Consider the following 26,438-nt stretch of genomic DNA (forward strand, 5'->3'; position numbering starts at 1 on the left):
TAGCCACGCCCGGATGCGCCGCCCATTTGCCGGAAGCCATACACCGGCCGGCCGCTATCCGCTACGCTTGCCGTCCGTCCCCATCGCTGTTGCCGCATTCACATGACCGACGCATCACAACTTTCGCCCTACACCGCCCGCTACCCCTCGCTGGCCGGGCGCACCGTGTTCATCTCCGGCGGCGCCAGCGGCATCGGCGAATCGCTGGTGCGGGCCTTTCATGCGCAAGGCGCGAAGGTCGGCTTCTGCGACCTCGACACCGCTGCCGGCAGCGCGCTCGCGGCGCAACTGCAGGGCGAGCATCCGGCGCTGTTCTTGCCCTGCGACGTGACCGACACCGCCGCGCTCGCCGCCGCCATCGACGCGGTGCGCCAGCGCTTCGGGCCAATTTCCGTGCTGCTGAACAACGCCGCCAACGACCGCCGCCACGAGATGGCCGACGTGACCAGCGACGACTTCGACCGCCTCGTGGCCGTCAACTTCAAGCACCAGTTCTTCGCCGCGCAGGCGGTTGCCGACGACATGCGCGCGCTGGGCGGCGGCTCGATCATCAACTTCGGCTCCATCAGCTGGATGATCAAGGGCAAGGGCTATCCGGTGTACCAGGCCTGCAAGGCGGCGGCGCGCGGCCTCACGCGTTCGCTGGCGCGCGACCTGGGCAAGCAGAACATCCGCGTCAATTCGATCGTGCCGGGCTGGGTGATGACCGAGCGGCAGATCAAGCTGTGGGTCAAGCCCGAATCGGGCGCGGAGATCGATGCGGCGCAGTGCCTGCCGGGCCGCGTGATGGCCGAGGACATCGCGGCAATGGCGCTGTTCCTGGCGGCCGACGATTCGCGCATGTGCACCGCTCAAGACTACGTCGTCGACGCCGGCTGGACCTGAAATGGTCTCGCCTCCAGGCTACGCGCACTTCGTGTCGCTTCGCCAACCCCCTACCGGGGGCAACACCTGAGGCCCGGCAGAGCCGGTTCCTCGGTGTTCTCGAAAACTTCCGAGCGACTGTCCAGCTCAGTCCCGCAACTCTGCCGGAACCGTGCCGCCGTTGGCGGCCAGCTTGGTCATGACCTGGCGGTGCAGCCAGATGTTCATCTTGGCGCTGTCGCTGGTGTCCTGGCCGTAGCTCAGTTCCGCGGCCAGTTGCTTGCGTGCCTCGAGGCTGCTGTCCAGGCCCAGCAGCTTCATGAGGTCGACGATGGAGGTGCGCCAGTTGAGGTTCTTCGCGCCCGGCATGCCGTCGAGCACGGCGGCCACGTCGCCCAGCGGAATGGCGGGCGGGGGCGCGGCCACCGCGGGTGCGGGTGCATCGGCCGGTGCCGCGGCGGTGGGCGCCGGGGCTGGGGCCGGGGCCTCGGCTGCCTTGGCGCCCGGGAAGATCTTGGAAAGGATGCTGCCGAAAATGCTCATGCTTTAGCTCCGTCTGGGGTTGGGAATCCATCGTTGTAGCACGGCCTCGCGGCGCGCCGGCTACATGGTGTGTCGATCGGCGCTCGGGGGCGTGACCGAATCCGCAGACTGCGCCGCGGCCGGGGTGCCGCAGGCTTGGCAGAACCTGGAGAACGCGCTCTTGCGCGTCTCGCACACGCCGCAGTGGTCGAACAGGCCGATGCCGCAGTGCGGGCAGAAGTCGATGGCGTCGTTCTTCAGGTCCACCGGCCGCTCGCAGCCGGGGCACACGCCCTTGCCCAAACGGGCCAGCGCGGTGTCGTAGCTGAGCTCTTCGCGCCGCACCTGGTCGGGCTGCTGCTCGGCGAGTTTCTGGCGCGCCAGGTAGCGGTTGAGCGCGACGATGGCGTAGCGCCCCACCAGCACCGTGAGCACGATGCCCACCAGGTAGCGCACATAGCCGCCGTAGCTCGGCAGGTAGGGCACCAGCTCGACGAAGAACGCGAACAGCGCGAAGAAGATGAAGCCCCACACGAAGGGCCAGTACGTGCTCTTGCGCTTCTTCGCGAACAGCCAGCCGGCCACCACCAGCAGCGGCAGCGTGAGCGCCAGCCGGTACAGGAACACGCGCAGCTCGATGCGGCGGTACTCCGCCTCCAGCTTCACCTGCGCGTCGCGCTCCAGCTCGGCGAGCGCGGTGCGCGCGCGCTGCTCGGCCTGGCGCGCGTCGAGCGTGATCTGCTGCTGCGCGCTGACCTGGCGCTGCACCTGTTCTTCTTTCTGCTTGAAGGCGTCGAGCGCCTTGGTGCGCGCGATGAGCTCGGGGTCCTGGTCGGGCTGCGCGGTGGCACGGCGCGTGGCGAGCCAGTTGCCGAAGGTCTCGCGCGCATTGGCGTTGGCCTGCTGCGCGGCCTGCAGCTGCAGGCGGATCTGGTCGAGGTCGCGCGCGGCCTGCAGCTCCGTGGCTTCAGAGGCCGCGATGGTCGCGCGAAGCGGCTGCGCGGCGCGCAGGTCGATGAAGTCATCGATGCCGCGCACGCGCTCGACCTGCGGCAGGTCGCCCACGATGGTGCTGCCCAGCCCGATGAGGAAGCTGGCGAACACGAAGGCCACCAGCCAGAGGCCGCGGCGGAACCATTTTTCGGAAAGGCGAAGGGATTTGCTCATGTCGTTGTTCCGCTCCTGGTCATTGGAACTTCAGCGTCACCGGCGCGGCGCCCAGCCCGGCACGCGGCAGCCAGGCGAACACGGAGTCGACGGTCACCGTCTCGATGCGGTCGCTGAAGCGCTTGTCGTTCGGGTGGTCGTCGAAGGCCACGTTGGCCGAGCTCACGCGCCCGCCCAGCCGCGTGAGCGGCCCGAGCTTCAGCGTGGTGGGCTCGTAGCCCTTGAACTGCATCCAGGCCTGCGCCTGCGCGCGGTTGCCGATGGTGGCGGGCTCCATCGCGGCGGCCAGCGTCTCGACGGCCCACTGGTTCGACTGCTGGTACTTCCGGCCCCAGGCGTAGCTCACGATGCTGTAGGGCGCCACGTTCATCCGCACGATGCGCGCGGGCGGCTCGTCCAGCGCGGCCATCAGCCGCGCCTGCACGGCCGGCGTGGGCACGACCCAGGCCGCCTCGTAGCGCCACAGGTCGTCGAGGAAGAACTCGCCGAGCCCCTGGCGGTACACCGCCGCTACCACCGTTCCGCACTGGTTGAGCTTGTGCACCACGCGCCACGGACCGGCATCGGTCTTGTAGGCGATGCCCAGGTGCGAGTAGCGCAGGCCGTACTTGCCCAGGTCCTGCCCGGCGCGCGCCAGGAACACCACGCGCGCGCCGCTGGCGTCGAGCGCCTGCGAGGTGCGCTCGGCCAGCTCCATGCCCTTGACGATCACGGCGGGCGTCGGCTTGGCCTGCTCGCACGAACGGCCCGCCCGGGCCTGCATCGGCAAGGCCGCTGCAAGGGCAAGCCCGAGCGCGCTGCAAGCCATGAGCGCGCGCTTCACGAGAGCCTCTCGTTGTAGAGCAGCGCACGGCCGATGGCGTTGGGCACGAAGGCCAGCACCTCGCCGGCGGCCGACAGCACCACGCCCGAGCCGATCACGCTGACGGTGACGCCGGTGCCCACGGCAGCCGACACGCCGTTGGCGACGCGCCCCGCCACCCTGATGCTGGCGCGCGCGCCGTCCGAAGCACGCTCCAGCACATAGACCGTGCCGTCGGCCGAGGCTTCGACAGCCACCACCGTGAGCACGGAGCCGGCCACCGACAACGCAGCGGGCAGCGTCACCGATGCCTTGGCCATCCCACCTGCAGCGTCCGCCGAAGCACCCACGGCCGAGGCCGTGACGAGGACGGAGGCCACCGGCATCAGCGAGATGGCCGTGGAGGCGTCGCTCTGCGCCTGTGCCTGCAAGGGGACCGATACGCCGGCGAAGGCGGTGCATGCGGCGACGAGGACGGCGGCAATCGACTTCTTCATGATGGTCTTTCGTTGGTCGGGCACAGGTTATTCGGCGGTGGAGGAAGCAGAGGCGGCGGCTTCGGCGCGGGCCAGCCGGCGGCCTTGCAGGCGGGCTTCGGCCATGTCGGCTTCGTGGCGGTCACGCAGCGTCTTGGCCAGCGTGAATGCCGAGCTGATGAGGAACAGCCAGCTCACGCCCAGGAAGGCCTTGTAGGCGTCGTTGATCTCCATGCGCACGAGGCCCCAGCCGGTCAGGGCCATCGCGGTGAAGAAGCTGCCCCAGACGACCAGGCGCCACATGGGCACGTCGCGGCCTGCCGAGAGGCCGGCGGCGGCCTGCTCGCCGTCGCGGATGAACTTGGCCAGCATGAAGGCGGTGCTCAGGCAGAACACGTAGCCCATCACCATGAACGCCCGGTCCAGCGCCTGCCCCGGCAGCCAGCTCAGGCCGGTGGCGCACAGGAAGACGGCGATCGCGAACGAGGCCCAGGTCTGGAACTGCCAGGCCCGCGTGTCGCGCTGGATGGAAACGGTCGAGGATGAAAGGGGTTGCATGTGTGCCTCGCGGCGTAGTGAAGGTGAGCGAATGATGGTTCGCTCCCGCACCGCGGGGCTCGAATGCTTGCACCGGTGGCGGTTTACAGCGCCGCCAGTATCTCGGGGAGGTACTTTTAGGCGCCGAGCAGGCCGCCCACGCGCTGGCGCAGCGACTCGGGCTGCACCTCGGACGACGGCACGGCCGCGCCCACGTTCAGGCCCACGCGGCTGAAGAAACCGCGGCGGAAGGGCTTGGCCATGGCCACGCGCTCGCCGCCGCGCAGCTCGATGCGGCTGAAGTACGAGCCCCAGAGGTTGGTCAGCGCCATCGGGATCACCGGCGGCTCGATGCCTTCGGCGCGCGCGCTGTCGACGATCTTCATCACGCCGCCCTTGAAGGGCTGCAGCGTGCCGTCACGCGTGATCGCGCCCTCGGGGAAGATGGCGAGCAGGTCGCCTTCGCGCAGCACGCCCAGCGCGCTGGCGAAGGCGGCTTCGTAGGCGGCCGGGTCTTCCTTCTGCGGCGCGATGGGAATGGCCTTGGCCAGCTTGAACAGCCACCCCAGCACCGGCACCTTGAAGATGCGGTGGTCCATGATGAAGCGGATGGGCCGCGGGCTCGCCGCCATCAGCAGCACCGCGTCGATGAAGCTCACGTGGTTGCACACCAGCACGGCCGCGCCCTCGGTGGGAATGTGCTCGTCGCCCTTGATGTCGAAGCGGTAGACGAAGCGCGACAGCACCCAGGCCACGAAGCGCAGCATGTACTCGGGCACCAGCATGAAGATGTAGAACGCCACCACCGCGTTGGCGATGCCGGTGAACAGGAAGATCTGCGGAATGCTGAAGCCCGCGCCCAGCAGCGCGCCGGCGATGACCGAGCTGCCGATCATGAACAGCGCGTTGAGGATGTTGTTGGCCGCGATGATGCGCGCGCGGTGCGTGGGCTGGCTGCGCAGCTGGATCAGCGCGTACATCGGCACGCTGTACAGGCCCGCGAACAGCGACAGCAGCGCCAGGTCGGCCATCACGCGCCAGTGGGCGCCCTGGCGCACGAAGCTGCCGATGCCCATTTCGGCCACCTTGGGCAGCCCGCGCGAGGCGAAGTACAGGTCGATCGCGAACACGCTCATGCCGATGGCGCCCAGCGGCACCAGGCCGATCTCCACCTGCCGGCGGCTGAGCGTCTCGCACAGCAGCGAGCCCACGCCGATGCCCACCGAGAACACCACCAGCAGCAGCGAGGCCACCTGCTCGTCGCCGTGCAGCACTTCCTTGGCGAAGCTCGGGAACTGGCTCAGGAACACCGCGCCGAAGAACCACATCCACGAAATGCCCAGCAGCGAGCGGAACACCACGATGTTCTCGCGCGCAAGCTTGAGGTTGCGCCAGGTCTCGCTGACCGGGTTCCAGTTGATCACCAGCCCGGGGTCGGTGGCCGGCGTGCGCGGAATGGCCTGCGCCACGCCGCGCCCCACCAGCGCGAGCAGCACGCAGGCCACGGCCACCGTGAGGTGGCCGATCTGCGGCACCGCCACCAGCAGCCCGCCCGCCACCTGCCCCAGCAGGATGGCGACGAAGGTGCCCATCTCGACCATGCCGTTGCCGCCCGTGAGCTCGCGCGGGTCCAGCACCTGCGGCAGGTAGGCGAACTTGACCGGCCCGAACAGCGTGGAGTGAAGCCCCATGAGGAACACGCAGCCCAGCAGCACCACGGCGTTGGCCGTGACGAAGCCCCAGGCGGCGATCAGCATGATCGCGATCTCGAGGTTCTTGACGAAGCGGATCATCTTCGTCTTGTCGAACTTGTCGGTCAGCTGGCCCGAGGTGGCCGAGAACAGCAGGAACGGCAGGATGAACAGCGCGCCGATCACCAGGCCCGCCATGGCCGGCGGCATCCAGCTGAGCTGGAGCTGGTAGGTCACCATGACCGTGAAGGCGAACTTGAAGAGGTTGTCGTTCGCGGCGCCCGCGAACTGGGTCCAGAAGAAAGGCGCGAAGCGCCGCTGCCCGAGAAGGGCGAACTGGTTGGCGTGCGCGTTGGCCTCGTGGGGCGCGGATGTCGCGGAGGCTGCTGCAGCGGCGGGGGTTGTCATGCGAAGGATTTCCTCAGGCCGCTACGGCGGCTGCGCCCGGATTGTGCCGCAGCGCGGCTTGCCAGCGCATCTCGAGTTTGCGCAGCGCCAGCACCACCGGCAGTCCCGCGAGCGACGCCGTCAGGTGCTTGAGCGTGTGGCCCGAAACCGTGTGCTGCGTGAACTCGTAGATCGAGTGATCGGCCATCTCGAAGGCCTTGGCCACCACGTAGAAGAAGATCACCCAGCCCAGCTTGAGGCCGACCGAATTGCGCATCGGGGTGGACAGCGCCAGCGTCAGCACCAGCGCCATGCCGCCGAACTGCACCAGCGCCCAGGGCATGACGTTGCCGGTCTCCTGGAACACCTCCGCCGAGAGCAGGCCGGCCGTGAGCACGAACCACGCCGCGGGCCAGCCGGCGCGCTGGCTCACCCGCTCGCAGACCGCCACGCCGATCAGCCCGGCGAAGGCCACCGCCATGCCGGCGCGGTCGGCCGCGAGGCGCGGGGCGTCGGGCACGAGGTGGAAGAAGGCGGAGCCCGCGGCGGTGGCGATCAGGCCCGCGAAGAAGAGCCAGGCGCAGTCGAGCGTGTTGTCCGGCGGGTCGCTGGCGGGCGGGGCCAGCGGAAACCGCGACAACGCTTCCTGGTGCGAGCGGTCGATGCGGTTGAGCCGGTACAGGCCCCACAGGCCGATCACCACGAAAGGGATGTTGCTCAGCACGTCCATGGCGTTCGGCAGGCCGTGCCAGGCGCGGTCGTCGGCGAACACGGTGGCGATGGCGACGTCGGCCGCCGGCAGCGCCGGGCCGAAGACGGCGATCGCCGTGAGCAGGACCAGGGTGAAAAGCAACCCGCGTTCGCGGCGGCTGAGAGAGGGCAGAGGCATGGCGTTTCTCGGTGGTGGTCGGTACGTGCCGCGGAATTTAGGGGCCGGCCCCCTCCGGAGGCATCGAGAATCGATACGAGGTACTAATTCACACCCAGCGGTATCTCCAATTGATACTTGCCTGTGCCCGTGTACGCTCGAACGATGAGCACCACCGTCGACCTCGTCCAAGCCCTCAAGAACGAACTCAAAAGTGCGCGCATGACCTACGCCGACCTGGCGCGGTCGCTCGACATGGCCGAATCCAGCGTCAAGCGGATGCTGGCCAAGAGCGACATGCCGCTGTCGCGCGTCGACGCCATCTGCCGCGCGTTGAAGATCGATTTCGCCGAACTGGCCCGCCGCGTGGCCGACGCCCAGCCGCTGCTGAAGGAGCTGACGCACGAGCAGGAAAAGGCCGTGGTCAAGGACAAGAAGCTGCTGCTGGTGGCCATCAGCGTGCTGAGCCAGTGGACGCTGGAGCAGATCGTGGCGGCCTACCGCATCAGCGAGGCCGAGTGCATCGGCTGCCTGGCGCAGCTGGACCGCATCGGCATCATCGAGCTGCGGCCGCTGAACCGGTATCGCCTGAAGCTGGCCAAGACCTTCCGCTGGCGCCCGCACGGCCCGGTGATGGAGTTCTTTCGCGAGAACGTGGTGCTCGACTACTACCGCGGCGGCTTCGACGGCCCGGCCGAGGGGCTGCTGCTGGTGCACGGCTCCATCAGCCGCTCGCTGGCGCCGGCCTTCCTGGAGCGCCTGCAGCGCGTGGCGCAGGACTTCGCGCAGCAGCACCAGACCGACCAGAAGCTGTCGGCCAAGGACCGCGAGGGCTACACCCTGCTGCTGGGCATGCGCAACTGGGAATTCGAGCTCTTCACCCGGCTGCGCCGGAACTGACGGGGCTCAGGGCTTGGCGGCTTCCAGCGCGTCGCGCGTGCTGCGCGCGGCGTTCTTCGCGGCTTCGGCGAAGTCATCGCCCGGCGACGCGTAGCAGATGGCCCGCGACGAGTTCACGATGATCGGCGCATCGGCACGCCAGCCGGCGCGCACGGTGGCGACGGCGTCGCCGCCCTGGGCGCCGACGCCCGGAATCAGCAGCGGCACGGTCGGCGCGAGTTCGCGCACGCGCTCGATTTCCGCCGGGTAGGTCGCGCCCACCACCAGCCCGAGCTGGCCGTTGAGGTTCCACGGCCCCTGCGCCAGCCTGGCGACATGCTCGTACAGGAAAGGCTGACCCTCGACGTCGGCCAGGCGCTGGCCCTGCAGGTCGGAGCCGCCGGGGTTGCTGGTGCGGCACAGCAGGAAGGCGCCCTTGCCCTCGTGCTTGAGGTAGGGCGCCACGGAATCGAAGCCCATGAAGGGCGACAGCGTGACCGCGTCGGCGCCGTAGCGCTCGAAGGCTTCCAGCGCGTACTGCTCGGCGGTGGAGCCGATGTCGCCGCGCTTGGCGTCCAGGATCACGGGCACGTCGGGCGCGTTGCGGCGCATGTGCTCCATGAGCTGCTCGAGCTGCGCTTCGGCGCGGTGGGCCGCGAAATAGGCGATCTGCGGTTTGAAGGCGATGACCAGGTCGGCCGTCGCGTCGACGATGCGCGCGCAGAAATCGAAGATGCGGCTGGCGTCGCCCTTGAATTGCCCCGGGAATTTGGCTGGCTCGGGATCGAGCCCCACGCAGAGCAACGAACCGTTTTTTTGCTGTGCGGCGGCCAGCTTGTCGAGGAAAGTCATGGGCCGGGATTTTAGGCGGGCGTGTGCTGCTCGGCCGCCAGGCAGAGGTCGGCCCAGGCGCGGGCCTTGTCGGCCGGGTTGCGCAGCAGGTAGGCCGGGTGATAGGTGGCCACGACGACCGCCGCGCCGGACTCCCCGTTCGTCGCCAGCGGCACCGCGCGGCCACGCAGCTTGCCCAGCGGGTCGCCGCTCTGCATCAGGCTCTGCGCGGCCAGCGGGCCCATCGCCAGCACGACGCGGGGCGCGAGCGCGGCGGCGTGCTCGCCGAAGGCTTCGGCCATGGGGCGCGGACTGCCGGGCTGGCCGGCGGCCACGCCGCGGTGGGTGCGCATGAGGTGCACAGGCGTCTTGCCGTCGTGCAGCTTCAGGGCGCGCAGCATGTTGTCGAGCAGGCGGCCGGCGTCGCCCGCGAAGGGCTCGCCGTGGCGGCCGTCGGCCTCGGGCGGCATGTCGGCGACGACCAGCCAGCCGCCTTGCGTCGCGGCCATGTCGTGTGGCGTGCCGGCATCGGCATAGAGGCGGCAGGGCGCCTCGAGCAGCACCGCGGCGCCCATCGACGCCGGGGCGGCGGGGGCGGGGCGCGCAGCCGGCGCGGGTGCCGCCACGGGGCGGGCGGCCGGCGCGCGCGGCGGGCGCGGCGCGGAGACGGGCATTTCCGCCTCCATGCGCTCCTCGACGCTCGGGATGTATTCCTCGTCGTCGGGCGGTCCGGCTTCGGGCGCGGTTTGCACCGGTACCGGTTCGGGCTCGGCTTCCGCCACCTGGGGCACGGGCCACCAGACCTTCACGCCCATTTCGTCGAGCATCGCGCGCTGGCGCGCGTCGAGCTTCAATGTCTGCACCGCGCTCATCGCAAGGCTCCCCAGGCGGTGCCTGTTTCGTTCAATCGCAGGCTCATGACGACGGCGTCCTCGCGCTTGCCGTCATGGGCCGGGTAGTAGCCCTTGCGCACGCCCACGCTGCGGAAACCCTGCCGCACGTAGATGTCGAGCGCGCGCTGGTTGCTCTGGCGCACTTCGAGCCACAGCCACTGCGCGCCCTGGCTGCGCGACCAGCCGCCGAGGGCCTCCAGCATGAGCGGCGCCCAGCCCTGGCGCTGGAAGGCCGGGGCCACAGTGATGTTCAGCAGGTGCACCTCGTCGACGCCCTTCATGGCCACGAAATAGCCGATGAGCGTTTCGCCCAGGCTGGTGACGGGCGAGGCGACTCCTTGCGCCACGCCGGGCGCCAGCAGGCACTGGCAGTGGTAGCCCACGGCCATGGAGTCGGTGAAGTTGGCGCGCGTCCAGGGGTGGCTGTAGGCCGTCTGCTCCACCGCGCAGACAGCGTCGATCCGCTCGATGGTGAGCGGTTCGAGGCGGGCTTCGACGGGCTGGAGGACGGCGCTCATGCGTGGCTGGAAGGGGCTGCTGCTGCCGCCGATGCCGCGGCCGCCTTGATGGCGGCGCGCTCTTCGGTGGTCTGCGCCACTTTATCGCGAACATAGAGCGGCCAGGCCTGTGCCGCGGGCACGGTGCGGCCGGCCGCGAGCAGCGCGGGCGCGAGCCGCAGCATGGCGGTGGCGCTCGGCAGGGCCTCGTGGCGGGCGGCGGCCGGCGCCAGGCGCGGGCCGTAGGCGGCGAAGGCGTTGCCGGCCAGCGCATGGCCGGCGGGCACTTCGAGGGCCTCGGGCGACAGCAGCAGGAGCTCGTCCTCGCCGGCCAGGCCACCCAGGGGGCCGGCGGCGAAGTCGTAGCGCGCGGCGTAGACCTGGTCCATGCGGGCGTCGAGCACCGCCACCACCTGCCGCGCGCCGAAGGCATGGCGCGCTTCCTCGGCCACGGCCAGCAGGGTGTCGACCGGCAGCAGCGGCACGCCGGCACCGAAGGCCAGCCCCTGCGCCACCGAGCAGGCGGTGCGCAAGCCGGTGAACGAGCCGGGGCCGCGGCCGAAGACGATGGCGTCCAGGTCGGCCAGCGCCAGCCCGGCCTCGCCCAGCAGTTGCTGGATCAGCGGCAGCAGCGTGGTCGAGGCCTGCGCGCCGCCCACGCCGTTGTGGGCCAGCAGCCGCTCGCCGTGCAGCACCGCGACCGACAGGTGCTCGGTGCTCGTGTCGAAGGCCAGCAATCTAGGCATTGGCGGGACACCCCGGGGCCGCGCCCGCGGCGGGCGGGCGGAGAAGGAAACGGGGCGAAAGAGGCATGCCCCGATTATCGAGGGGCGGCCAATCCCGGTCGCCGCCCTGCGATATCAGGCCTTTTCGCTCAGCAGCACGGCCAGCCCGGCCTTGCGCAACGGCGCCAGCGCCTTGGCGGGCGCATCCGGCGACACCAGCAGCGTGGCGGCCGAGGCGACCGGGTTGACCACCCAGGCCGAGGCCGCGCCCAGCTTCTCGGACGAGGCCAGCACCACCGTCTCGGCCGACGCGGCCATCAGGGCGCGCTTGATCTCGGCTTCCTCGAGGTCGCCGGTGGTCAGGCCGGCCTCGGCGTGCACGCCGGTGACGCCCATGAAATACGTGTCGGCGTGGATGCGAGAAATGGCCGCCATCGCCGCCGAGCCCACGGCCACCACCGAGTGCTTGAAGAGGCGCCCGCCGATCAGCACCACCTCGATGCCGGCATGCGACACCAGCTCGACCGCCACCGACGGGCTGTGCGTGACCACCGTGGCCTGCAGCGTGAGCGGCAGGTGGCGCGCGAGCTGCACGGCGGTGGTGCCGCCGTCGATGAACACCACCTGCCCCGGCTTCACCAGCCGCGCGGCGGCGCGGCCGATGGCGACCTTCTCGCCGGAGGCCAGCTGCTGGCGACCGGCGAAATCGGCCTCGGCCGGCGCCAGCGGCAAGGCACCGCCGTGCACGCGCTGCAGCAGGCCCTCGGCGGCCATCTCGCGCAGGTCGCGGCGCAGCGTGTCTTCCGACAGGCCGAGTTCTTCGCTGAGCGCCTTGGCGACGACGTTGCCGTCGCGCCGCAGGACCGAAAGGATGTGTTGCTTGCGCTGGCTGGTGAGCATCGGGCGATGGTATCGGGCTTGCACGCTTTCTGCACGAATTTTCTTGTTATTGCACGAATATGCACATATGCTCGCCGCCCATGACACTCCAAGACCGCGTCCGGGTGCACGAAGTCACCCTGCTTTCCGACAACTGGTACACGCTGCGCACCACCGCCTTCGACTGGCGGCGCAACGACGGCCGGTGGCAGCGCATGCACCGCGAGACCTACGACCGCGGCAATGGCGCCACGCTGCTGCCGTACAACCTCGCGCGGCGCACGGTGCTGCTGGTGCGCCAGTTCCGTTACCCGGCCTTCGTCAACGGCCATGACGACCTGCTGATCGAGGCGGCCGCCGGCCTGCTCGATGACGCGGCGCCCGAGGAGCGCATCCGCGCCGAGGTCGAGGAAGAACTCGGCTACCGGCTCGGCGAGGTGCGCAAGATCTTCGAGAGCTTCATGAGCCCCGGCTCGGTGACCGAGAAGCTGCACTTCTTCGTCGCGCCCTACGAGGCCTCGATGCGCATCGGCGCGGGCGGCGGGCTGGCCGAGGAAGGCGAGGACATCGAGGTGCTGGAGCTGGACATCGACGAGGCGCTGGCCATGGTGGCCGACGGCCGCATCGCCGACGCCAAGACCGTGATGCTGCTGTACCACGCGAAGCTGCATCTTTTCGCGCCGGGATAATGGGCGCATGCCTCTTGCCTCCCGCCGCGCCGCGCGCGCACTGACCCTCGTCGCGATGCTGGCCCCGGCCGGCGCCGCCCTCGCCCAGCAAGCCTTCCCGACCCAGGTCGACGCCGCCCTCGCCCGCGCCAAGGTGCCGCGCGACGCGGTGACGATGCTGGTGGCCGATGCCGACGGCTCGCGCCCGCCGCGCCTGGCCTGGCGCACGCAGGTGCCGGTGAACCCGGCGTCGATCATGAAGCTGGTGACGACCTACGCCGCGCTCGACCTGCTCGGGCCGGCCTACAACTGGACCACCCCGGTCTACACCGACGGCACGGTGAGCAACGGCGTGCTCAACGGCAACCTCTACATCAAGGGCCAGGGCGACCCCAAGCTGGTGCTCGAGCGCATGTGGCTGCTGCTGCGCCACGTGCAGGGGCTGGGCATCACCACGGTGAGCGGCGACATCGTCATCGACCGCAGCGCCTTCGAGAACACGGTCGAGGGCGACCCGGCCGCCTTCGACGGCGAGCCGCTGCGCCCGTACAACGCCTCTCCGGACGCGCTGCTGGTCAACTTCAAGTCGGTCAACATGAGCTTCGCGCCCGACCGCGCGGGGCAGTTCGCCCGCGTGAACTACGAGCCCCCGCTGGCCAGCGTGGTCATGCCGGCCACGGTGCCGCTGGTGCCCGGCGAATGCGGCGACTGGCGCACCGCGCTGCGCGCCGACTTCGCCGACGTGAACCGCATCCGCTTCAACGGCGGCTTTCCCGCCGGCTGCGGCGAGAAGAGCTGGGCCGTGGCGTACGCCGACCCGCGCACCTACAGCCTGCGCGCCATCGGCGGCATGTGGGCCGAGATGGGCGGGCGCGTCGGCGGGCAGATGCGCGAGGGGCGCGTGCCGGCGGGGCTGAAGCCGGCCTTCGAGTTCGAGTCGCCGCCGCTGGGCGAGGTGGTGCGCGACATCAACAAGTACAGCAACAACGTGATGGCGCAGCAGCTGTTCCTCACGATCGGGCTCACGCAGAAGAACCGCGGCACCTTCGAGGCCTCGCGCACCGCGCTGGGCCAGTGGTGGCGCGACCGCATTGGCACGGGCGAGGCGCAGCCGGTGTTCGAGAACGGCTCGGGCCTGTCGCGCGACGAGCGCATCAGCGCCGCCGCGCTCGGCAAGATGCTGCAGGTCGCGTGGCGCTCGCCGGTCATGCCGGAGCTGGTCTCCTCGCTGCCGGCCATGGGCGTGGACGGCACGCTGAAGAAGCGCACGCTGCGCTCGGGCGGCTCGGCCCACCTGAAGACCGGCACGCTGCGCGACGCCTCGGGCGTGGCCGGCTTCGTGGACGGCGCGAGCGGCCGGCGCTACGTGCTGGTGGCCATCGCCAATGCCGAGAACGCGGCGGCCGCGCGCGCCGCGTTCGACGCGCTGGTCGACTGGGCCTCGCAGGACTGACCTGCGGCCCCAGCGGCCAGGCCGCTACAGCGGTGTACTGAAAAAATCTACCGGGGTGCGCCGCTTGCGCGCAGCCCGGCCCCTGCGCAAAATCGCTGCGGGTCATGCGAACGACCGTTCGTTTCGGCCTTCCGGCACGACAACAAACATCCACGCAGGAGACATTCCCGATGAAAAGACCGTTGCACATTCCCGCACCGGCGTTCGCGCTGGCGGGCGTCGCGTTGCTGTTGACCGCCTGCGGCGGTGGTGGTGGAGGCGGCGGAGGCATCGGCTTCGGCGGGCTGCCGATCGGTGGTGGCGGCGGCGGCGACACCGGGCGCGGCTCGGTCGTCTCGGGGCCGCCCGCGCAGACGGCCAACCTCACCGCCTCCCAGTTCAATGCCAGCCTGCAGGCCAGCGACCAGGGCAAGGCGCTGCTGCAGGTGGCCGGCGCGCCCAAATGCGGCATCGACCTGCGCTACCTCGAGTACCGCACCATCGGCGGCAAGAACGAAGCCACCAACGCCACCGCCGCCATCATGGTGCCCACGGGCAGCGACGCGGCCTGCAGCGGCGCGCGGCCGGTGGTGCTGTATGCGCACGGCACCACGCCGGCACGCAACTACAACCTGGCGAAATGGACCGACACCACCCAGCCGGCCGCCGGCGAGGGCCTGCTGGTCGCGGCCATGTTCGCGGCGCAGGGCTACATCGTGGTGGCGCCCAACTACGCCGGCTACGACAAGTCGACCCTGCCCTACCACCCGTATCTCAACGGCGACCAGCAGGGCAAGGACATGGTCGATGCGCTCACGGCGGCGCGCAAGACCTTCGGCGACATCGGCGCCACGGATGCGGGCTCGCTGTTCATCACCGGCTATTCGCAGGGCGGCTACGTCGCGATGGCGGCGCACCGCGAGATGCAGGCCACCGGCAAGACGGTGACGGCGGCGGCGCCGCTGTCGGCGCCCTCGGCCATCAGCCTGCTGACCGACTACACCTTCCAAGGCTGGCCGGCGCTGGGCGCCACGCTGTTCGTGCCGCTGCTGTCGACCAGCTGGCAGCAGCAGTTCGGCAACGTCTACAACGCCACCACCGACGTCTACGAGAACCAGTACGCCAGCGGCATCGACACCCTGCTGCCGAGCAACACGCCCATCGCCACGCTGTTCCAGACCGGCAAGCTGCCGCAGCTGGCGCTGTTCCCGGCCGACGCGGTGCCGGGTCCGCTGAATCCGCAGCTGTCGATCTTCTACGGCGCCAACAACCTGATCCGCCAGAGCTACCTGACGCAGGCGGCGAGCGACATCCAGTCGAATCCCTGCGCCGGCAACGCGCTGCCGACCACGGCGGCCTCGGTGGGCACGGCCACGCCACTGGACTGCAAGCCGACCACGGGCTTTCGCAGGGCGGCGGTGGCGAACGACCTGCGCAACTGGGTGCCGGCCAAGCCGGTGCTGATGTGCGGCGGCGCCAACGACCCGACGGTGAACTTCGCCAGCACCCGCGCCACCGCGGGCTACTTCCGCGCCAAGGGCATGCCCGCCGCCGCGCTCACGGTGGTCGACCTGGAGGATTCGGGCGCCAACGACGCTTATTCAGCCGCCCGCGCCGGCTTCGCGCAGGCCAAGAGCCTGCTCGCGCAGAACACGCCGGGCAGCGCGACCGACAAGGCCACGGCCGTCACACAGGCGTACCACGGCACGCTGGCGCCGCCGTTCTGCCTGGCGTCGGCCCGAGGCTTCTTCCAGGGCGTGCTCGCCGCCGGAAGCTGACCGGAACGCGGTATCAGGCGGCCGCTGCGCGCTGCAGGCGGTCTTTGACGCCTTCCCACTCGGGCGTGTCGGGCGGGGTCTCGACCCAGATCAGCTTGACGCCTTCGGTGTCGAACGCGCGCAGCACGGCGAACAGCTGCTGCGCGCTGGCCGCTGCGTCGTCGGGCATGCGCCGCAGCAGCACGCGCTGCGAACGGCTGCGCACCACGGCGCGCGACCACACGGCGATGTGCGCGGCGTTGGCGCCCAGCACGTCGAGCCCGGTCTGGATGGCCTTGGCGTCCATCAGGCGCACCTTGGCGTCGGGCGCGTAGTGCGCCTCCAGCGTGCCCGAGGCGCGCGGGTCGGGTGTTTCGAGCACTTCGCGGTCGGCCAGCTTCTCGCCGCAGGCCGCCTCGATCTGCGCGCGGGTGATGAGGCCGGGGCGCAGCAGCACGGGCGCGCCGCGGCTGCAGTCGACGATGGTCGACTCGATGCCGACCTCGCAGGCCCCGCCGTCGACCACCGGCAGCGCGTCGCCGAATTCGTCTTGCACATGCTGCGCCGTGGTCGGGCTGACGCGGCCGAAGCGGTTGGCGCTGGGGCCTGCGAGCCCCGGCACGCCCTGCTCGGCGCAGGCCTGCAGCAGCGCCTGCGCCACCGGATGCGAGGGGCAGCGCAGGCCGATGGTGTCCTGCCCGCCGGCCGCCGCCGCGCCCACGCCGGGCTGGCGCGTGACGATCAGCGTGAGCGGGCCGGGCCAGAAGGCCTGCACCAGCTTCTGCGCGAAAGCCGGCAGCGGCTGGGCGAAGCGCGACAGCGATTCGGTGCCCTTGACGCCGGCCGCCACGTGCACGATCAGCGGATGGTCGGCGGGCCGCCCCTTGGCCTTGAAGATGCCGGCCACGGCGGTGTCGCTGCTCGCGTCGGCGCCCAGGCCGTAGACGGTTTCGGTCGGGAAGGCGACCAGCCCGCCCGCGCGCAGCACGCGCACGGCTTCGGCGATGGCGTCCGGGGAGCGGCCGTCGAGGATCATGCGAGGTCGGTGGAGGTCACCGCCGGCAGGCCCAGCAGCAGCGCCGCCTGCGAGGCCGTGGCGCGCACCGCTTCAAGGGTGGCGCCGGTGAGCGTGAGGTGGCCCATCTTGCGGCCGCGTCGCGGTTCCATCTTTCCGTAGAGGTGCAGGTGCACGCCCGGCAGGGCCAGCACTTCGCTCCAGCGGGGGGAGACCGGCTTGTCGGCATCGGCCGGGAACCACAGGTCGCCCAGCAGGTTGAGCATGATGGCCGGGCTGTGCTGGCGCGGCGCGGCCAACGGCAGGCCGGCGAGCGTGCGCACCTGCAGCTCGAACTGCGACACGTCGCAGGCTTCCATCGTGTAGTGGCCGCTGTTGTGCGGGCGCGGCGCCATTTCGTTCACCACGAGCGAGCCGTCGGCCAGCGCGAAGAACTCGACGCACAGCACACCCACGTAGCCCAGCCCGTTGGCGATGCTCCTGGCCGAATTGATGGCGCCCTGCGCCACCGTCTTGGGCATGTTCTGCGGATGCACCTCGGTGACGGCGAGGATGCCGTCGCGGTGCAGGTTGCGCTGCGGCGGAAAGTGCACGACCTGCCCGTCGCGGCCGCGCGCGAGGATCACCGAGCACTCGAATTCGAGCGGCAGCATCTTCTCGAGCACGCAGGGCACGCAGCCCGTGGCCTGCCAGGCGTCGACCAGCTCGGCGCGCGTCTTCACGCGCTGCTGGCCTTTGCCGTCGTAGCCCAGGCGCGCGGTCTTCAGGATGCCGGGCAGCAGGCTGTCGTCCACCGCGGCCAGCTGGGCCGCCGTCTCGATGGCCGCATAGGGCGCGCAGGGCACGCCGCAGCGGGTGAAGTGCGCCTTCTCGGCGATGCGGTCCTGCGCGATGGCGATGGCCGGGGCGCCCGGCGACACCGGCCGCGCCACCGCCAGGTGCTCCAGCGAAGGCGCGGGCACGTTCTCGAACTCGGTCGTCACCGCGTCGGCCAGCCCGGCCAGGCGTGCGAGGCCGTCGACGTCGTCGTAGTCGGTGTGGATGTGGTGGTGGCTCACGCGGCCGGCGGGGCTGTCGGTGTCGGGGTCGAGCACCGCCGTGAAGTAGCCCATGCGCTGGGCAGCGTGGACGAACATGCGCCCCAGCTGTCCGCCGCCGAGCACGCCGAGCGTGGCGCCCGGAAGAATGGGCAGGTCGGCATTGCTCACAGGGCACCTCCGCCCTGGGGCGAGAAGGGGGACACGGGGGGTGCTTCGCCAGCGGGAGCCGGCGGCAGCGTCATGGCTTCGGCGGCGGCGGTCTGGGCCGTGCGGAAGGCGTCGAGCTTCGCGCGCAGCGCCGGGTCGTTCACCGCCAGCATCGACACCGCGAACAGCGCCGCGTTGGCCGCGCCGGCGTTGCCGATGGCAAAGGTGGCCACGGGCACGCCCTTGGGCATCTGCACGATGCTGTAGAGCGAATCGACGCCCTGCAGGTGGCGGCTGGCCACCGGCACGCCGAGCACCGGCACCGTGGTCTTGGACGCCAGCATGCCCGGCAGGTGGGCCGCCCCGCCCGCCCCGGCGATGATCGCGGCGAGCCCGCGCCCGGCGGCGCTTTCGGCATACGCGAAGAGCGCATCGGGCATGCGGTGGGCCGAGACCACCTTTGCCTCGTGGCTGATTCCGAATTGCTGGAGAATCTCGACCGCGTTGCGCATCGTCTCCCAATCGGAGCTCGAGCCCATCACTACACCGACCTGAATGGTTTCGTTCATGGTTTCAATTTTACGTTTCACCCTCAGTTGGTTCCGATGATCGACATCACTCTCGAAAATTTCCAGGCCGAACTGATCGAAGGCTCGGTCGCCACGCCGGTGCTGCTGGACATCTGGGCCGAATGGTGCGGCCCCTGCAAACAGCTCGGCCCGGTGCTCGAAAAGCTCGAAGTCGAGTACGGCGGACGCTTCACGCTGGCCAAGCTCGACGCCGACAAGGTGCCGCAGATCTCCTCCCAGCTGTCGGAGATGTTCGGCGTGCGCAGCATCCCGTTCTGCGTGATGTTCAAGGACGGCCAGCCCGTGGACGGCTTCGTCGGCGCCATTCCGGCCGAGAAGATCCGCGAATTCCTCGACAAGCATGTGCCCGGCGCCGACGAAGCCGAGGCTGCCTCGGAAGAAGCCGCCGCGCAGGAAGCGCTGGCCGGCGGCGACACCCAGGGCGCGCTCGAGAAGCTGCAGCACGCCGTGGCCACCGACCCCGCCAACGACGACGCCCGCTTCGACTACGTCAAGCTGCTGCTGCAGGAAGGCCGCCACGACGACGCCAAGGTCGCGTTCGCCCCGGTGATCGCCAAGACCACGCTGGTGCGCCGCTTCGACGCGCTGCAGCGCTGGATGGATGCTATCGATTTCGCAGCGCCGCCCACCGGTGCCGCGCCGGACGCCGCCGATTTCGACGCGAAGATCGCGGCCAACAAGCGCGACTTCGACGCCCGCTTCGGCCGCGCCCGCCTGCTAATGGCCGCCCAGCGCTGGACCGACGCGATGGACGAGCTGCTCGACATCCTGATGCGCGACAAGACCTGGAGCGAAGACCTCGCGCGCAAGACCTACATCGCGATCCTCGACCTGATCGAGCCGCCGAAGGTCAAGGTGGCCGACGGCCAGATCCCGCCGGACGATCCGGTGGTGGCCACCTACCGCCGCCGCCTGAGCAGCGTGGTGCTGAGCTGATCCCCCAAAGCGGCCTCCGGGTCGCTTTTTTCATGGCCCGGCCGCACGCGGGGACGGCATTGGCGCGGCTGGCGCCGTCGCATACGATCACGCCCGATTCAACTTGTTGCAGATTTGAAAAGGAAAGACCGGCCATGCGCTCATTCGCCCGCCCCACCAGCCGCATCGCACTGCTTGCCCTCGCGGCGGCGGCGCTGTCGACCACCCTGGCCGGATGCGGGAGCGGCATCAGCCTGGACGAACCGATCGAGGGGCCGACCTGGCGCCTGGTGCAGCTGGGCGACGAGACCATCGCGCCCAACAGCGGCGCGCAGGTTCAGTTCGACCGCAGCAGCGGACGGGTCAGCGGATCGGGCGGCTGCAACCGCCTTTCGGGTTCGTTCACGCGCGCTGGCATCTCGCTGAAGATCGGCCAGCTGGCCTCGACCCGCATGGCCTGCCTCGACCCCGCGCGCGGCGCCAACGAGGCGCAGTTCATTTCGGCGCTGCAGAACACCGCGAGCTACAGCCTCGCGGGGCCGGGCCGGCTGGCGCTGCTGGACGCCGGCGGCCGGACCGTGGCGACCTTCAGCTCGGCCGGAGCGCGCTGATCAGCCGCTGATCAGCCGGTGAGGCGCTCGAGCGCCTCGCGGTACTTGGCGGCGGTCTTCTCGATGACCTCGGCCGGCAGGCGCGGCGCCGGAGGCGTCTTGTCCCAGGGCTTGCCGTTGATCTTGGTGGCTTCGAGCCAGTCGCGCACGAACTGCTTGTCGTAGCTCGGCGGGTTGGCGCCGGCGGCCAGCGCGGCCTGGTAGCCCTCCACCGGCCAGTAGCGCGAGCTGTCGGGCGTGAGCACCTCGTCCATCAGCACCAGCGTGCCGGCTTCGTCGAGGCCGAACTCGAACTTGGTGTCGGCAATGATCATCCCCTTGGCCAGGGCGATCTGCGCCGCGGTTTCGTAGATGGCGATGCTGGTCTCGCGGATCTGCTGGGCCAGCTTGGGGCCGACGATCTCGACCACGCGCTCGTAGCTGATGTTCTCGTCGTGCTCGCCGGCCGCGGCCTTGGCCGCGGGAGTGAAGATGGGGCGCGGCAGCTTGCTGGCGTTGGTCAGGCCCTCGGGCAGCGGCACGCCGCAGACCGACTGGCTTTCCTGGTATTCCTTCCAGCCGCTGCCGGCCAGGTAGCCACGCACCACGGCCTCGACCGGGATCGGCTTCAGGCGCTTGACCAGCATCGAGCGGCCGGTGACCTGCGGCACCTCGGCCTCGGTGACCACGCTCTCGGGCGCATCGCCGGTCAGGTGGTTGGGGCACAGCTGGCCGAGCCGCTCGAACCACCACAGCGCCATCTGGGTCAGGATCTCGCCCTTGCCGGGAATCGGCTCGCCCATGATCACGTCGAAGGCGCTCAGCCGGTCGCTCGCGACCATCAGGATGCGGTCTTCACCGACGGCGTAGTTGTCGCGCACCTTGCCGCGCGCAAGCAGGGGCAGGCTCTGGATGGAGGAGGTGTGGACGGTGGTCATGGGCAATTGCGGTGGGGAAACGACGGAAACTGAAAGACGGTGAAAGCGGATTGTGCGCGCAGAAAAAAGCCACCGCGAACGGTGGCCTTCGAATCGCGGGGAGGTTTTTAAACGACTTCCTGAGCGAGTTCGCCCTTGGCGTACTTGGCGGCAACCACTTGCAGTGTGTCGCCCTTGATCTTGGCGCCCTGGCCTTCGCAGCCGAACTCGATGTAGCGCTGCTTGCAGATCAGCTTGGCGGCTTCGCGCGCGGGCTTGAGCCATTCGCGGGCGTCGAACTTCTCGGGGTTCTCGAACAGGAACTTGCGCACCGCGCCGGTCATGGCCAGGCGGATGTCGGTGTCGATGTTGATCTTGCGCACGCCGTGCTTGATGGCTTCCTGGATTTCCTTGACGGGCACGCCGTAGGTTTCCTTCATGTTGCCGCCGTACTGGCGAATGATGGCCAGCAGCTCCTGCGGCACGCTCGACGAGCCGTGCATCACCAGGTGGGTGTTGGGAATGCGGCGGTGGATTTCCTTGATGCGGTCGATGGCCAGGATGTCGCCGGTGGGCTCGCGCGTGAACTTGTAGGCGCCGTGGCTGGTGCCGATGGCGATGGCCAGCGCGTCGATCTGGGTGCGCTTGACGAAGTCGGCGGCCTGCTCGGGGTCGGTGAGCAGCTGTTCGCGCGTCATGGTGTCGTCGGTGCCGTGGCCGTCTTCCTTGTCGCCCTTCATGGTCTCGAGCGAGCCGAGGCAGCCCAGCTCGCCTTCGACCGTCACGCCCAGGCGGTGGGCCATGTCCGACACCTTCTTGGTGACGTCGACGTTGTAGTCGTAGCTGGCGATGGTCTTGCCGTCGGCCTCGAGCGAGCCGTCCATCATGACCGAGCTGAAGCCCAGGTCGATGGCGCCCTTGCAGACGTCGGGGTTCTGGCCGTGGTCCTGGTGCATGACCAGCGGGATGTTCGGGTACTGCTCGATGGCGGCCTGGATCAGGTGCTTGATGAAGGCTTCGCCGGCGTATTTGCGCGCGCCTGCGCTGGCTTGCAGGATGACGGGGGCGCCGGTTTCCTTGGCGGCCTCCATCACGGCCTGGACCTGTTCGAGGTTGTTGACGTTGAAGGCCGGAATGCCGTAGCCATTGGCTGCGGCATGGTCGAGCAGTTCGCGCATCGAGACGAGTGCCATGGGGAAATACCTCGCGGGAAATTGGAAAAAGAGAAGGCTGGAAGACGAGAAAAACTACTCCAATTCTACCGAGCGGCCTTGTCGGACGGCACTGACGCCAACCCGAGGAACTCCATGACCGGCGGCAGCACCGGCCCGCCCAGCCACTGGATCGGCTTGGCGAAAGCGCCGATCAGCGTCACGTGGCTCAGGTTGTCGTACAGCCTGACCTGCACCGGCACGCCCGCCGCGCGCAGCGCCTGGGCCATCCGCCCGGTGTTGCGGTCGGGATAGACCAGGTTGTCCTTGGAGGCCGCCAGGAGCAGCGCGCGGGGCGATGCGGACGTGACGTGCGCCAGCGGCTGCGAGTCGGGCGGGGTGTCCGGCCAGTTGAAGGCGGCCTGCGCCTGCGGGTCGCCGATGGGCAGGAAGTCGTAGGGCCCGGCCAGGCCGATCCAGCCCGCGAGCTGCCTGGGGCTGGCGCCCACCTCGGCCAGCCAGCGCTCGTCCAGCGCCACCATCGCGGCGTTGTAGCCGCCCGAGCTGTGGCCCATCACGTAGACCTGCCTCGGGTCGGCGCCCAGCTGCGCGGCGTTGTCGAGCGCCCATTTCACGGCCAGCGCGCTGTCGCGCACGAAGACCGGATAGGTGAAGGTGGGCGACAGGCCGTAGTCGGGAACCACCACCACCGCGCCGCGCGCGGCCAGCGCCTCGCCGACGAACTTGTAGCTGGCGCGGTCGCCGTTGGTCCAGGTGCCGCCGAAGAAGAACACCACCAGCGGGCGGGAGCCCCGCGCCGGTTGCGTGGACGGCAGCGGCTGGTACACGTCGAGCAGCTGGCGCGGCGCCTGGCCGTAGGCGATGCCACCCTGGAACTGGTAGGTGTCGCCGGGCACCAGCCCGTTGAGCACCTTGACCGGCGAACAGGCCGAGAGCACGGCGGCGGCGGTGACTGTGAAGGCGGTGAGGAAAGCGCTGCGGCGCCGGCGGAGGGACTCGAAGGTGGCGAAGGTGGGAAAGCTCATCGCACCAGTACGCACGAAGGCGGGCAGCGGTTTCGTCAGATCGGAAGCTGCGTGGTTGACATCACCTGCTTTAGAACGACGAAGGTGCGGATCTGGCGCACCCCGGGCAGGTAGAGCAGCTGCTCGGCGTGCAGGCGGTTGAAGCTGTCGTTGTCGCGGGTGCGCACGAGCATGAAGTAGTCGAACTCGCCGGTCACCACGTGGCATTCGAGGCAGCCCAGGACCTTCTGCGCGGCCTTCTCGAAGTCGGCGAAGGAGTCGGGCGTGGAGCGGTCGAGCACCACGCCGATCATCACCAGCATGCCGAGGTCGAGCGCGTCGGCATCGAGCAGCGCCACCACGCCCTTGATGAGCCCCGCCGCCTTGAGCCGCTCGACCCGGCGCAGGCAGGCGGCGGCGCTGAGGTTGACCTTGGCCGCGAGCGCCACGTTCGACAGCGAGGCGTCGCGCTGCATGGCGCGCAGGATGGCACGGTCGATGCGGTCCAGCTCCGGCGGGGTACGCAACTTTGTTGTGTTCATCGGCAGCTTTGCAGATTGAAAGTCCTGAAGATGGCGATGTTGCCTTTTTTTCTTACGGAAAGCCACTGAACTTCGCAAGCACGTTGCGAACCCTTCTTCCTACGATCGATGGCTTCAACGCACCGGAGCCAGCCTCATGAACCTGAAGAAATTTCCCCGCCACGCCCTGACCTTCGGCCCGACGCCGATCCACCCGCTGAAGCGGCTGAGCGCCCATCTGGGCGGCAAGGTCGACCTGTACGCCAAGCGCGAGGACTGCAACAGCGGCCTGGCCTTCGGCGGCAACAAGACGCGCAAGCTCGAATACCTGATTCCCGAGGCGCTGGAAGGCGGCTACGACACGCTGGTGTCGATCGGCGGCATCCAGTCGAACCAGACGCGGCAGGTGGCCGCGGTGGCCGCGCACCTGGGCCTGAAGTGCGTGCTGGTGCAGGAGAACTGGGTCAACTACTCCGACGCGGTGTACGACCGCGTGGGCAACATCGAGATGTCGCGCATCATGGGCGCCGACGTTCGGCTCGATGCCTCCGGCTTCGACATCGGCATCCGCAAGAGCTGGGAAGACGCGATGGAGAGCGTGCGCAAGGCCGGCGGCAAGCCGTTCCCGATTCCGGCGGGCTGCTCGGAGCATCCGCGCGGCGGGCTCGGCTTCGTGGGCTTTGCCGAGGAAGTGCGCCAGCAGGAGGCCGAGCTGGGCTTCAAGTTCGACTACATCGTGGTCTGTTCGGTCACCGGCAGCACGCAGGCCGGCATGGTGGTGGGCTTTGCGGCCGACGGCCGGGCCGACCGGGTGATCGGCATCGACGCCTCGGCCAAGCCGCAGCAGACCTTCGAGCAGATCGTGCGCATCGCGAAGAACACGGCCGAGCTGGTCGAGCTGGGCCGCGACATCACCGAGAAAGACGTGGTGCTCGACCGCCGCTTCGGCGGCCCCGAATACGGCCTGCCGAACGAAGGCACGCTGGAGGCCATTCGCCTGAGCGCGCGCTTCGAGGGCATGCTGACCGACCCCGTGTACGAGGGCAAGTCGATGCACGGGATGATCGAGAAGGTGCGGCTGGGTGAATTCCCGGCCGGCTCGAAGGTGCTGTATGCGCACCTGGGCGGGGTGCCCGCGCTGAACGCCTACAGCTTCCTGTTCCGCAACGGCTGAGCAAGCTCAGCCGGGCGGGTTCAGCTCGCCCTGCAGATCTTGAGCATGTTGGTGCCGCCGGGGGCACCCATCGGCTCGCCGCAGGTGATGGCGTAGACGTCGCCGGTCTGCACGATGCCGCGTTTCTTCAGGTGGTTCTCGGCCTGCAGCAGCGCGGTGTCGCGGTCGCTTTCCGAGTCCATCAGCAGCGGGCGCACGTTGCGGTACAGCGCCAGCTTGCGCTGCGTGGCCAGCCGCGAGGTCAGCGCGTACATGGGAATGTGCGCGCGGTGGCGGCTCATCCACAGCATGGTGGCGCCGGACTCGGTCAGCGCCACGATGGCCTTGGCGCCCAGGTGGTGCGCCGTGAACAGCGCGCCCATGGCGATCGACTGGTCGATGCGGCTGTAGGTCTTGCCGCTGAAGTCGGCGTCGAGCGTCTTGTCTTCGGCCGCTTCCGCGGCTTCGCAGATGCGGCTCATCTCCTGCACGGTCTCGAGCGGGTAGCGGCCCGAGGCGGTCTCGGCGGAGAGCATCACGGCGTCGGTGCCGTCGAGCACGGCGTTGGCCACGTCGCTCACCTCGGCGCGCGTGGGCACGGGGTTGGTGATCATCGACTCCATCATCTGGGTCGCGGTGATGACCACCTTGTCCATGTCGCGCGCCATGCGGATCATCTTCTTCTGCAGCGCGGGCACTGCCGCGTTGCCCACTTCCACGGCGAGGTCGCCGCGCGCGACCATGATGCCGTCGCTGGCGCGCAGGATCTCTTCCAGCTTGGGAATGGCTTCGGCCCGCTCGATCTTGGCGATCATGCCGGGCTTGTGGCCGTACTCGGCCGCGGCCACGTTGCACAGCTGGCGCGCCATTTCCATGTCGGTGGCGTTCTTGGGGAAGCTCACGGCCACGTAGTCGGCCTGGAAGCTCATCGCGGTCTTGATGTCTTCCATGTCCTTGGCCGTCAGCGCGGGCGCCGTGAGGCCGCCGCCCTGCTTGTTGATGCCCTTGTTGTTCGACAGCTCGCCGCCGAGCTTGACGGTGGTGTGCACCGCCTCGCCCTTGACGGCGTCGACCGTGAGCACGATGAGGCCGTCGTTCAGCAGCAGCTTGTCGCCGGGCTTCACGTCGCGCGGCAGGTCCTTGTAGTCGAGGCCCACGGCATCGACGTCGCCGGGCTCGGTGCGCGAGGCGTCGAGCACGAACTTGGCGCCCGGCTCCAGCCAGACCTTGCCCTGCGCGAACTTGCCCACGCGGATCTTGGGGCCCTGCAGGTCGGCCATGATGGCCACTTCGCGGCCCGTCTTGCGGGCGGCTTCGCGCACCATGGCCGCGCGGTCGATGTGGTCCTGCGCCGTGCCGTGGCTGAAGTTCAGCCGCACCACGCTGACCTTGGCCAGGATCATCTTTTCCAGCAGTTCCGGCGTGTTGGACGCCGGACCGAGCGTGGCAACGATCTTGGTGGCGTGGCGGGGAATGCGGTCCGTGCTCATGAGGGTAGT

General features: G+C 69.5%; 28 protein-coding genes. 8 read left to right on the forward strand and 20 right to left on the reverse strand.

The window, feature by feature from the left end; all coding sequences use genetic code 11:
• Positions 1–102 precede the first annotated feature (102 nt).
• Positions 103–885 carry an SDR family NAD(P)-dependent oxidoreductase gene (locus WIX39_RS03020; RefSeq protein ID WP_081267409.1) on the forward strand — a complete coding sequence of 261 codons (783 nt, stop codon included), beginning with the start codon at positions 103–105 and terminating at the stop codon, positions 883–885.
• Positions 886–1,011: 126 nt separating this feature from the next.
• On the opposite strand, the gene WIX39_RS03025 is transcribed toward WIX39_RS03020, so the two are convergent.
• The 7 genes from WIX39_RS03025 to WIX39_RS03055 all read right to left on the reverse strand — a co-directional run bounded on the left by WIX39_RS03025 (position 1,012) and on the right by WIX39_RS03055 (position 7,335).
• Positions 1,012–1,407 carry a DUF3597 domain-containing protein gene (locus WIX39_RS03025; protein WP_081267408.1) on the reverse strand — a complete coding sequence of 132 codons (396 nt, stop codon included), beginning with the start codon at positions 1,405–1,407 and terminating at the stop codon, positions 1,012–1,014.
• A gap of 60 nt (positions 1,408–1,467) precedes the next feature.
• On the reverse strand, positions 1,468–2,553 hold the full coding sequence (locus tag WIX39_RS03030) for a serine endopeptidase (RefSeq protein ID WP_409194468.1): 1,086 nt from the start codon (positions 2,551–2,553) through the stop codon (positions 1,468–1,470).
• 19 nt (positions 2,554–2,572) lie between these two features.
• Entirely contained in the window at positions 2,573–3,361 is a 789-nt protein-coding gene (locus WIX39_RS03035) for a DUF2145 domain-containing protein (protein ID WP_409196313.1), read from the reverse strand.
• 11 nt (positions 3,362–3,372) lie between these two features.
• The gene (locus tag WIX39_RS03040; protein ID WP_409194469.1) at positions 3,373–3,852 is read right to left on the reverse strand and encodes a hypothetical protein; all 480 of its coding nucleotides are present in this window, start codon (positions 3,850–3,852) and stop codon (positions 3,373–3,375) included.
• Between the two features lie 27 nt (positions 3,853–3,879).
• A complete protein-coding gene (locus tag WIX39_RS03045) occupies positions 3,880–4,389 on the reverse strand; it encodes a YiaA/YiaB family inner membrane protein (protein WP_285413989.1) in 510 nt (169 codons plus the stop codon).
• A 116-nt stretch (positions 4,390–4,505) separates the two neighbouring features.
• Positions 4,506–6,467 (reverse strand): MFS transporter, encoded by a 1,962-nt coding sequence (locus WIX39_RS03050; RefSeq protein WP_409194470.1) that lies wholly within the window; start codon positions 6,465–6,467, stop codon positions 4,506–4,508.
• A 13-nt stretch (positions 6,468–6,480) separates the two neighbouring features.
• Complete coding sequence (locus WIX39_RS03055; protein ID WP_409194471.1) at positions 6,481–7,335, reverse strand: hypothetical protein; 855 nt, start codon at positions 7,333–7,335, stop codon at positions 6,481–6,483.
• Between the two features lie 144 nt (positions 7,336–7,479).
• On the opposite strand from WIX39_RS03055, the gene WIX39_RS03060 reads away from it, so the two are divergent.
• Positions 7,480–8,214 carry a helix-turn-helix domain-containing protein gene (locus WIX39_RS03060; RefSeq protein WP_081267402.1) on the forward strand — a complete coding sequence of 245 codons (735 nt, stop codon included), beginning with the start codon at positions 7,480–7,482 and terminating at the stop codon, positions 8,212–8,214.
• Positions 8,215–8,220: 6 nt separating this feature from the next.
• Here the strand turns inward: WIX39_RS03060 and pyrF are convergent, their stop codons facing one another.
• From pyrF to WIX39_RS03085, 5 genes are all read right to left on the reverse strand, one after another.
• The gene (gene pyrF / locus WIX39_RS03065; RefSeq protein ID WP_409194472.1) at positions 8,221–9,045 is read right to left on the reverse strand and encodes an orotidine-5'-phosphate decarboxylase; all 825 of its coding nucleotides are present in this window, start codon (positions 9,043–9,045) and stop codon (positions 8,221–8,223) included.
• A gap of 11 nt (positions 9,046–9,056) precedes the next feature.
• Positions 9,057–9,896, reverse strand: coding sequence for a uracil-DNA glycosylase family protein (locus WIX39_RS03070; protein ID WP_409194473.1), 840 nt, complete (start codon positions 9,894–9,896; stop codon positions 9,057–9,059).
• The gene (rimI, locus tag WIX39_RS03075; RefSeq protein ID WP_081266028.1) at positions 9,893–10,435 is read right to left on the reverse strand and encodes a ribosomal protein S18-alanine N-acetyltransferase; all 543 of its coding nucleotides are present in this window, start codon (positions 10,433–10,435) and stop codon (positions 9,893–9,895) included. The genes WIX39_RS03070 and rimI overlap by 4 nt, the downstream gene beginning before the upstream one ends.
• Positions 10,432–11,160, reverse strand: coding sequence for a tRNA (adenosine(37)-N6)-threonylcarbamoyltransferase complex dimerization subunit type 1 TsaB (gene tsaB / locus WIX39_RS03080; RefSeq protein WP_106936463.1), 729 nt, complete (start codon positions 11,158–11,160; stop codon positions 10,432–10,434). The genes rimI and tsaB overlap by 4 nt, the downstream gene beginning before the upstream one ends.
• 114 nt (positions 11,161–11,274) lie before the next feature.
• A complete protein-coding gene (locus WIX39_RS03085) occupies positions 11,275–12,039 on the reverse strand; it encodes a DeoR/GlpR family DNA-binding transcription regulator (RefSeq protein WP_409194474.1) in 765 nt (254 codons plus the stop codon).
• An 80-nt stretch (positions 12,040–12,119) separates the two neighbouring features.
• On the opposite strand from WIX39_RS03085, the gene WIX39_RS03090 reads away from it, so the two are divergent.
• The 3 genes from WIX39_RS03090 (at position 12,120) to WIX39_RS03100 (ending at position 15,896) form a co-directional block, all read left to right on the forward strand.
• Positions 12,120–12,707 carry an NUDIX domain-containing protein gene (locus WIX39_RS03090; RefSeq protein ID WP_409194475.1) on the forward strand — a complete coding sequence of 196 codons (588 nt, stop codon included), beginning with the start codon at positions 12,120–12,122 and terminating at the stop codon, positions 12,705–12,707.
• Between the two features lie 7 nt (positions 12,708–12,714).
• Positions 12,715–14,139: a D-alanyl-D-alanine carboxypeptidase/D-alanyl-D-alanine endopeptidase gene (gene dacB, locus WIX39_RS03095; RefSeq protein ID WP_409194476.1), complete on the forward strand. Its 1,425-nt coding sequence runs from the start codon at positions 12,715–12,717 to the stop codon at positions 14,137–14,139.
• A gap of 170 nt (positions 14,140–14,309) precedes the next feature.
• Positions 14,310–15,896: an alpha/beta hydrolase family protein gene (locus tag WIX39_RS03100; RefSeq protein WP_409194477.1), complete on the forward strand. Its 1,587-nt coding sequence runs from the start codon at positions 14,310–14,312 to the stop codon at positions 15,894–15,896.
• 13 nt (positions 15,897–15,909) lie between these two features.
• Here the strand turns inward: WIX39_RS03100 and WIX39_RS03105 are convergent, their stop codons facing one another.
• Genes WIX39_RS03105 through purE form a run of 3 tightly spaced genes read right to left on the reverse strand, consistent with a single transcriptional unit; the run spans position 15,910 to position 18,646 of the window.
• Positions 15,910–16,911, reverse strand: a complete 1,002-nt coding sequence (locus WIX39_RS03105; RefSeq protein ID WP_409194478.1) for an L-threonylcarbamoyladenylate synthase — start codon at positions 16,909–16,911, stop codon at positions 15,910–15,912.
• Positions 16,908–18,098 (reverse strand): 5-(carboxyamino)imidazole ribonucleotide synthase, encoded by a 1,191-nt coding sequence (locus WIX39_RS03110; RefSeq protein WP_409194479.1) that lies wholly within the window; start codon positions 18,096–18,098, stop codon positions 16,908–16,910. The genes WIX39_RS03105 and WIX39_RS03110 overlap by 4 nt, the downstream gene beginning before the upstream one ends.
• Positions 18,095–18,646 carry a 5-(carboxyamino)imidazole ribonucleotide mutase gene (gene purE, locus WIX39_RS03115; RefSeq protein ID WP_106936457.1) on the reverse strand — a complete coding sequence of 184 codons (552 nt, stop codon included), beginning with the start codon at positions 18,644–18,646 and terminating at the stop codon, positions 18,095–18,097. Before purE ends, WIX39_RS03110 begins: the two co-directional genes overlap by 4 nt.
• 36 nt (positions 18,647–18,682) lie before the next feature.
• Here purE and WIX39_RS03120 point away from each other — a divergent pair, with 36 nt between their 5' ends.
• Both WIX39_RS03120 and WIX39_RS03125 read left to right on the forward strand, forming a co-directional pair.
• Positions 18,683–19,603 (forward strand): tetratricopeptide repeat protein, encoded by a 921-nt coding sequence (locus WIX39_RS03120; RefSeq protein WP_409194480.1) that lies wholly within the window; start codon positions 18,683–18,685, stop codon positions 19,601–19,603.
• 134 nt (positions 19,604–19,737) lie between these two features.
• A complete protein-coding gene (locus WIX39_RS03125) occupies positions 19,738–20,193 on the forward strand; it encodes an META domain-containing protein (protein ID WP_409194481.1) in 456 nt (151 codons plus the stop codon).
• An 11-nt stretch (positions 20,194–20,204) separates the two neighbouring features.
• Here the strand turns inward: WIX39_RS03125 and WIX39_RS03130 are convergent, their stop codons facing one another.
• From WIX39_RS03130 to WIX39_RS03145, 4 genes are all read right to left on the reverse strand, one after another.
• Positions 20,205–21,110, reverse strand: a complete 906-nt coding sequence (locus WIX39_RS03130; RefSeq protein ID WP_081268805.1) for a phosphoribosylaminoimidazolesuccinocarboxamide synthase — start codon at positions 21,108–21,110, stop codon at positions 20,205–20,207.
• Positions 21,111–21,217: 107 nt separating this feature from the next.
• The gene (gene fba, locus WIX39_RS03135) at positions 21,218–22,282 is read right to left on the reverse strand and encodes a class II fructose-bisphosphate aldolase (protein ID WP_081268804.1); all 1,065 of its coding nucleotides are present in this window, start codon (positions 22,280–22,282) and stop codon (positions 21,218–21,220) included.
• Between the two features lie 65 nt (positions 22,283–22,347).
• Positions 22,348–23,286, reverse strand: coding sequence for an alpha/beta hydrolase (locus WIX39_RS03140; protein ID WP_409194482.1), 939 nt, complete (start codon positions 23,284–23,286; stop codon positions 22,348–22,350).
• Between the two features lie 35 nt (positions 23,287–23,321).
• The gene (locus WIX39_RS03145) at positions 23,322–23,807 is read right to left on the reverse strand and encodes an Lrp/AsnC family transcriptional regulator (RefSeq protein ID WP_409194483.1); all 486 of its coding nucleotides are present in this window, start codon (positions 23,805–23,807) and stop codon (positions 23,322–23,324) included.
• A gap of 136 nt (positions 23,808–23,943) precedes the next feature.
• Between WIX39_RS03145 and WIX39_RS03150 the strand changes: the two genes are divergently transcribed.
• Positions 23,944–24,960 carry a 1-aminocyclopropane-1-carboxylate deaminase gene (locus WIX39_RS03150; protein WP_106936453.1) on the forward strand — a complete coding sequence of 339 codons (1,017 nt, stop codon included), beginning with the start codon at positions 23,944–23,946 and terminating at the stop codon, positions 24,958–24,960.
• A 20-nt stretch (positions 24,961–24,980) separates the two neighbouring features.
• Here the strand turns inward: WIX39_RS03150 and pyk are convergent, their stop codons facing one another.
• The gene (pyk, locus tag WIX39_RS03155; protein ID WP_081268800.1) at positions 24,981–26,429 is read right to left on the reverse strand and encodes a pyruvate kinase; all 1,449 of its coding nucleotides are present in this window, start codon (positions 26,427–26,429) and stop codon (positions 24,981–24,983) included.
• Between the last annotated feature and the right edge of the window lie 9 nt (positions 26,430–26,438).

Origin of the sequence: Variovorax sp. AB1(2024) (genome assembly GCF_037482385.2) — a bacterium.
Classification (GTDB): domain Bacteria; phylum Pseudomonadota; class Gammaproteobacteria; order Burkholderiales; family Burkholderiaceae_C; genus Variovorax.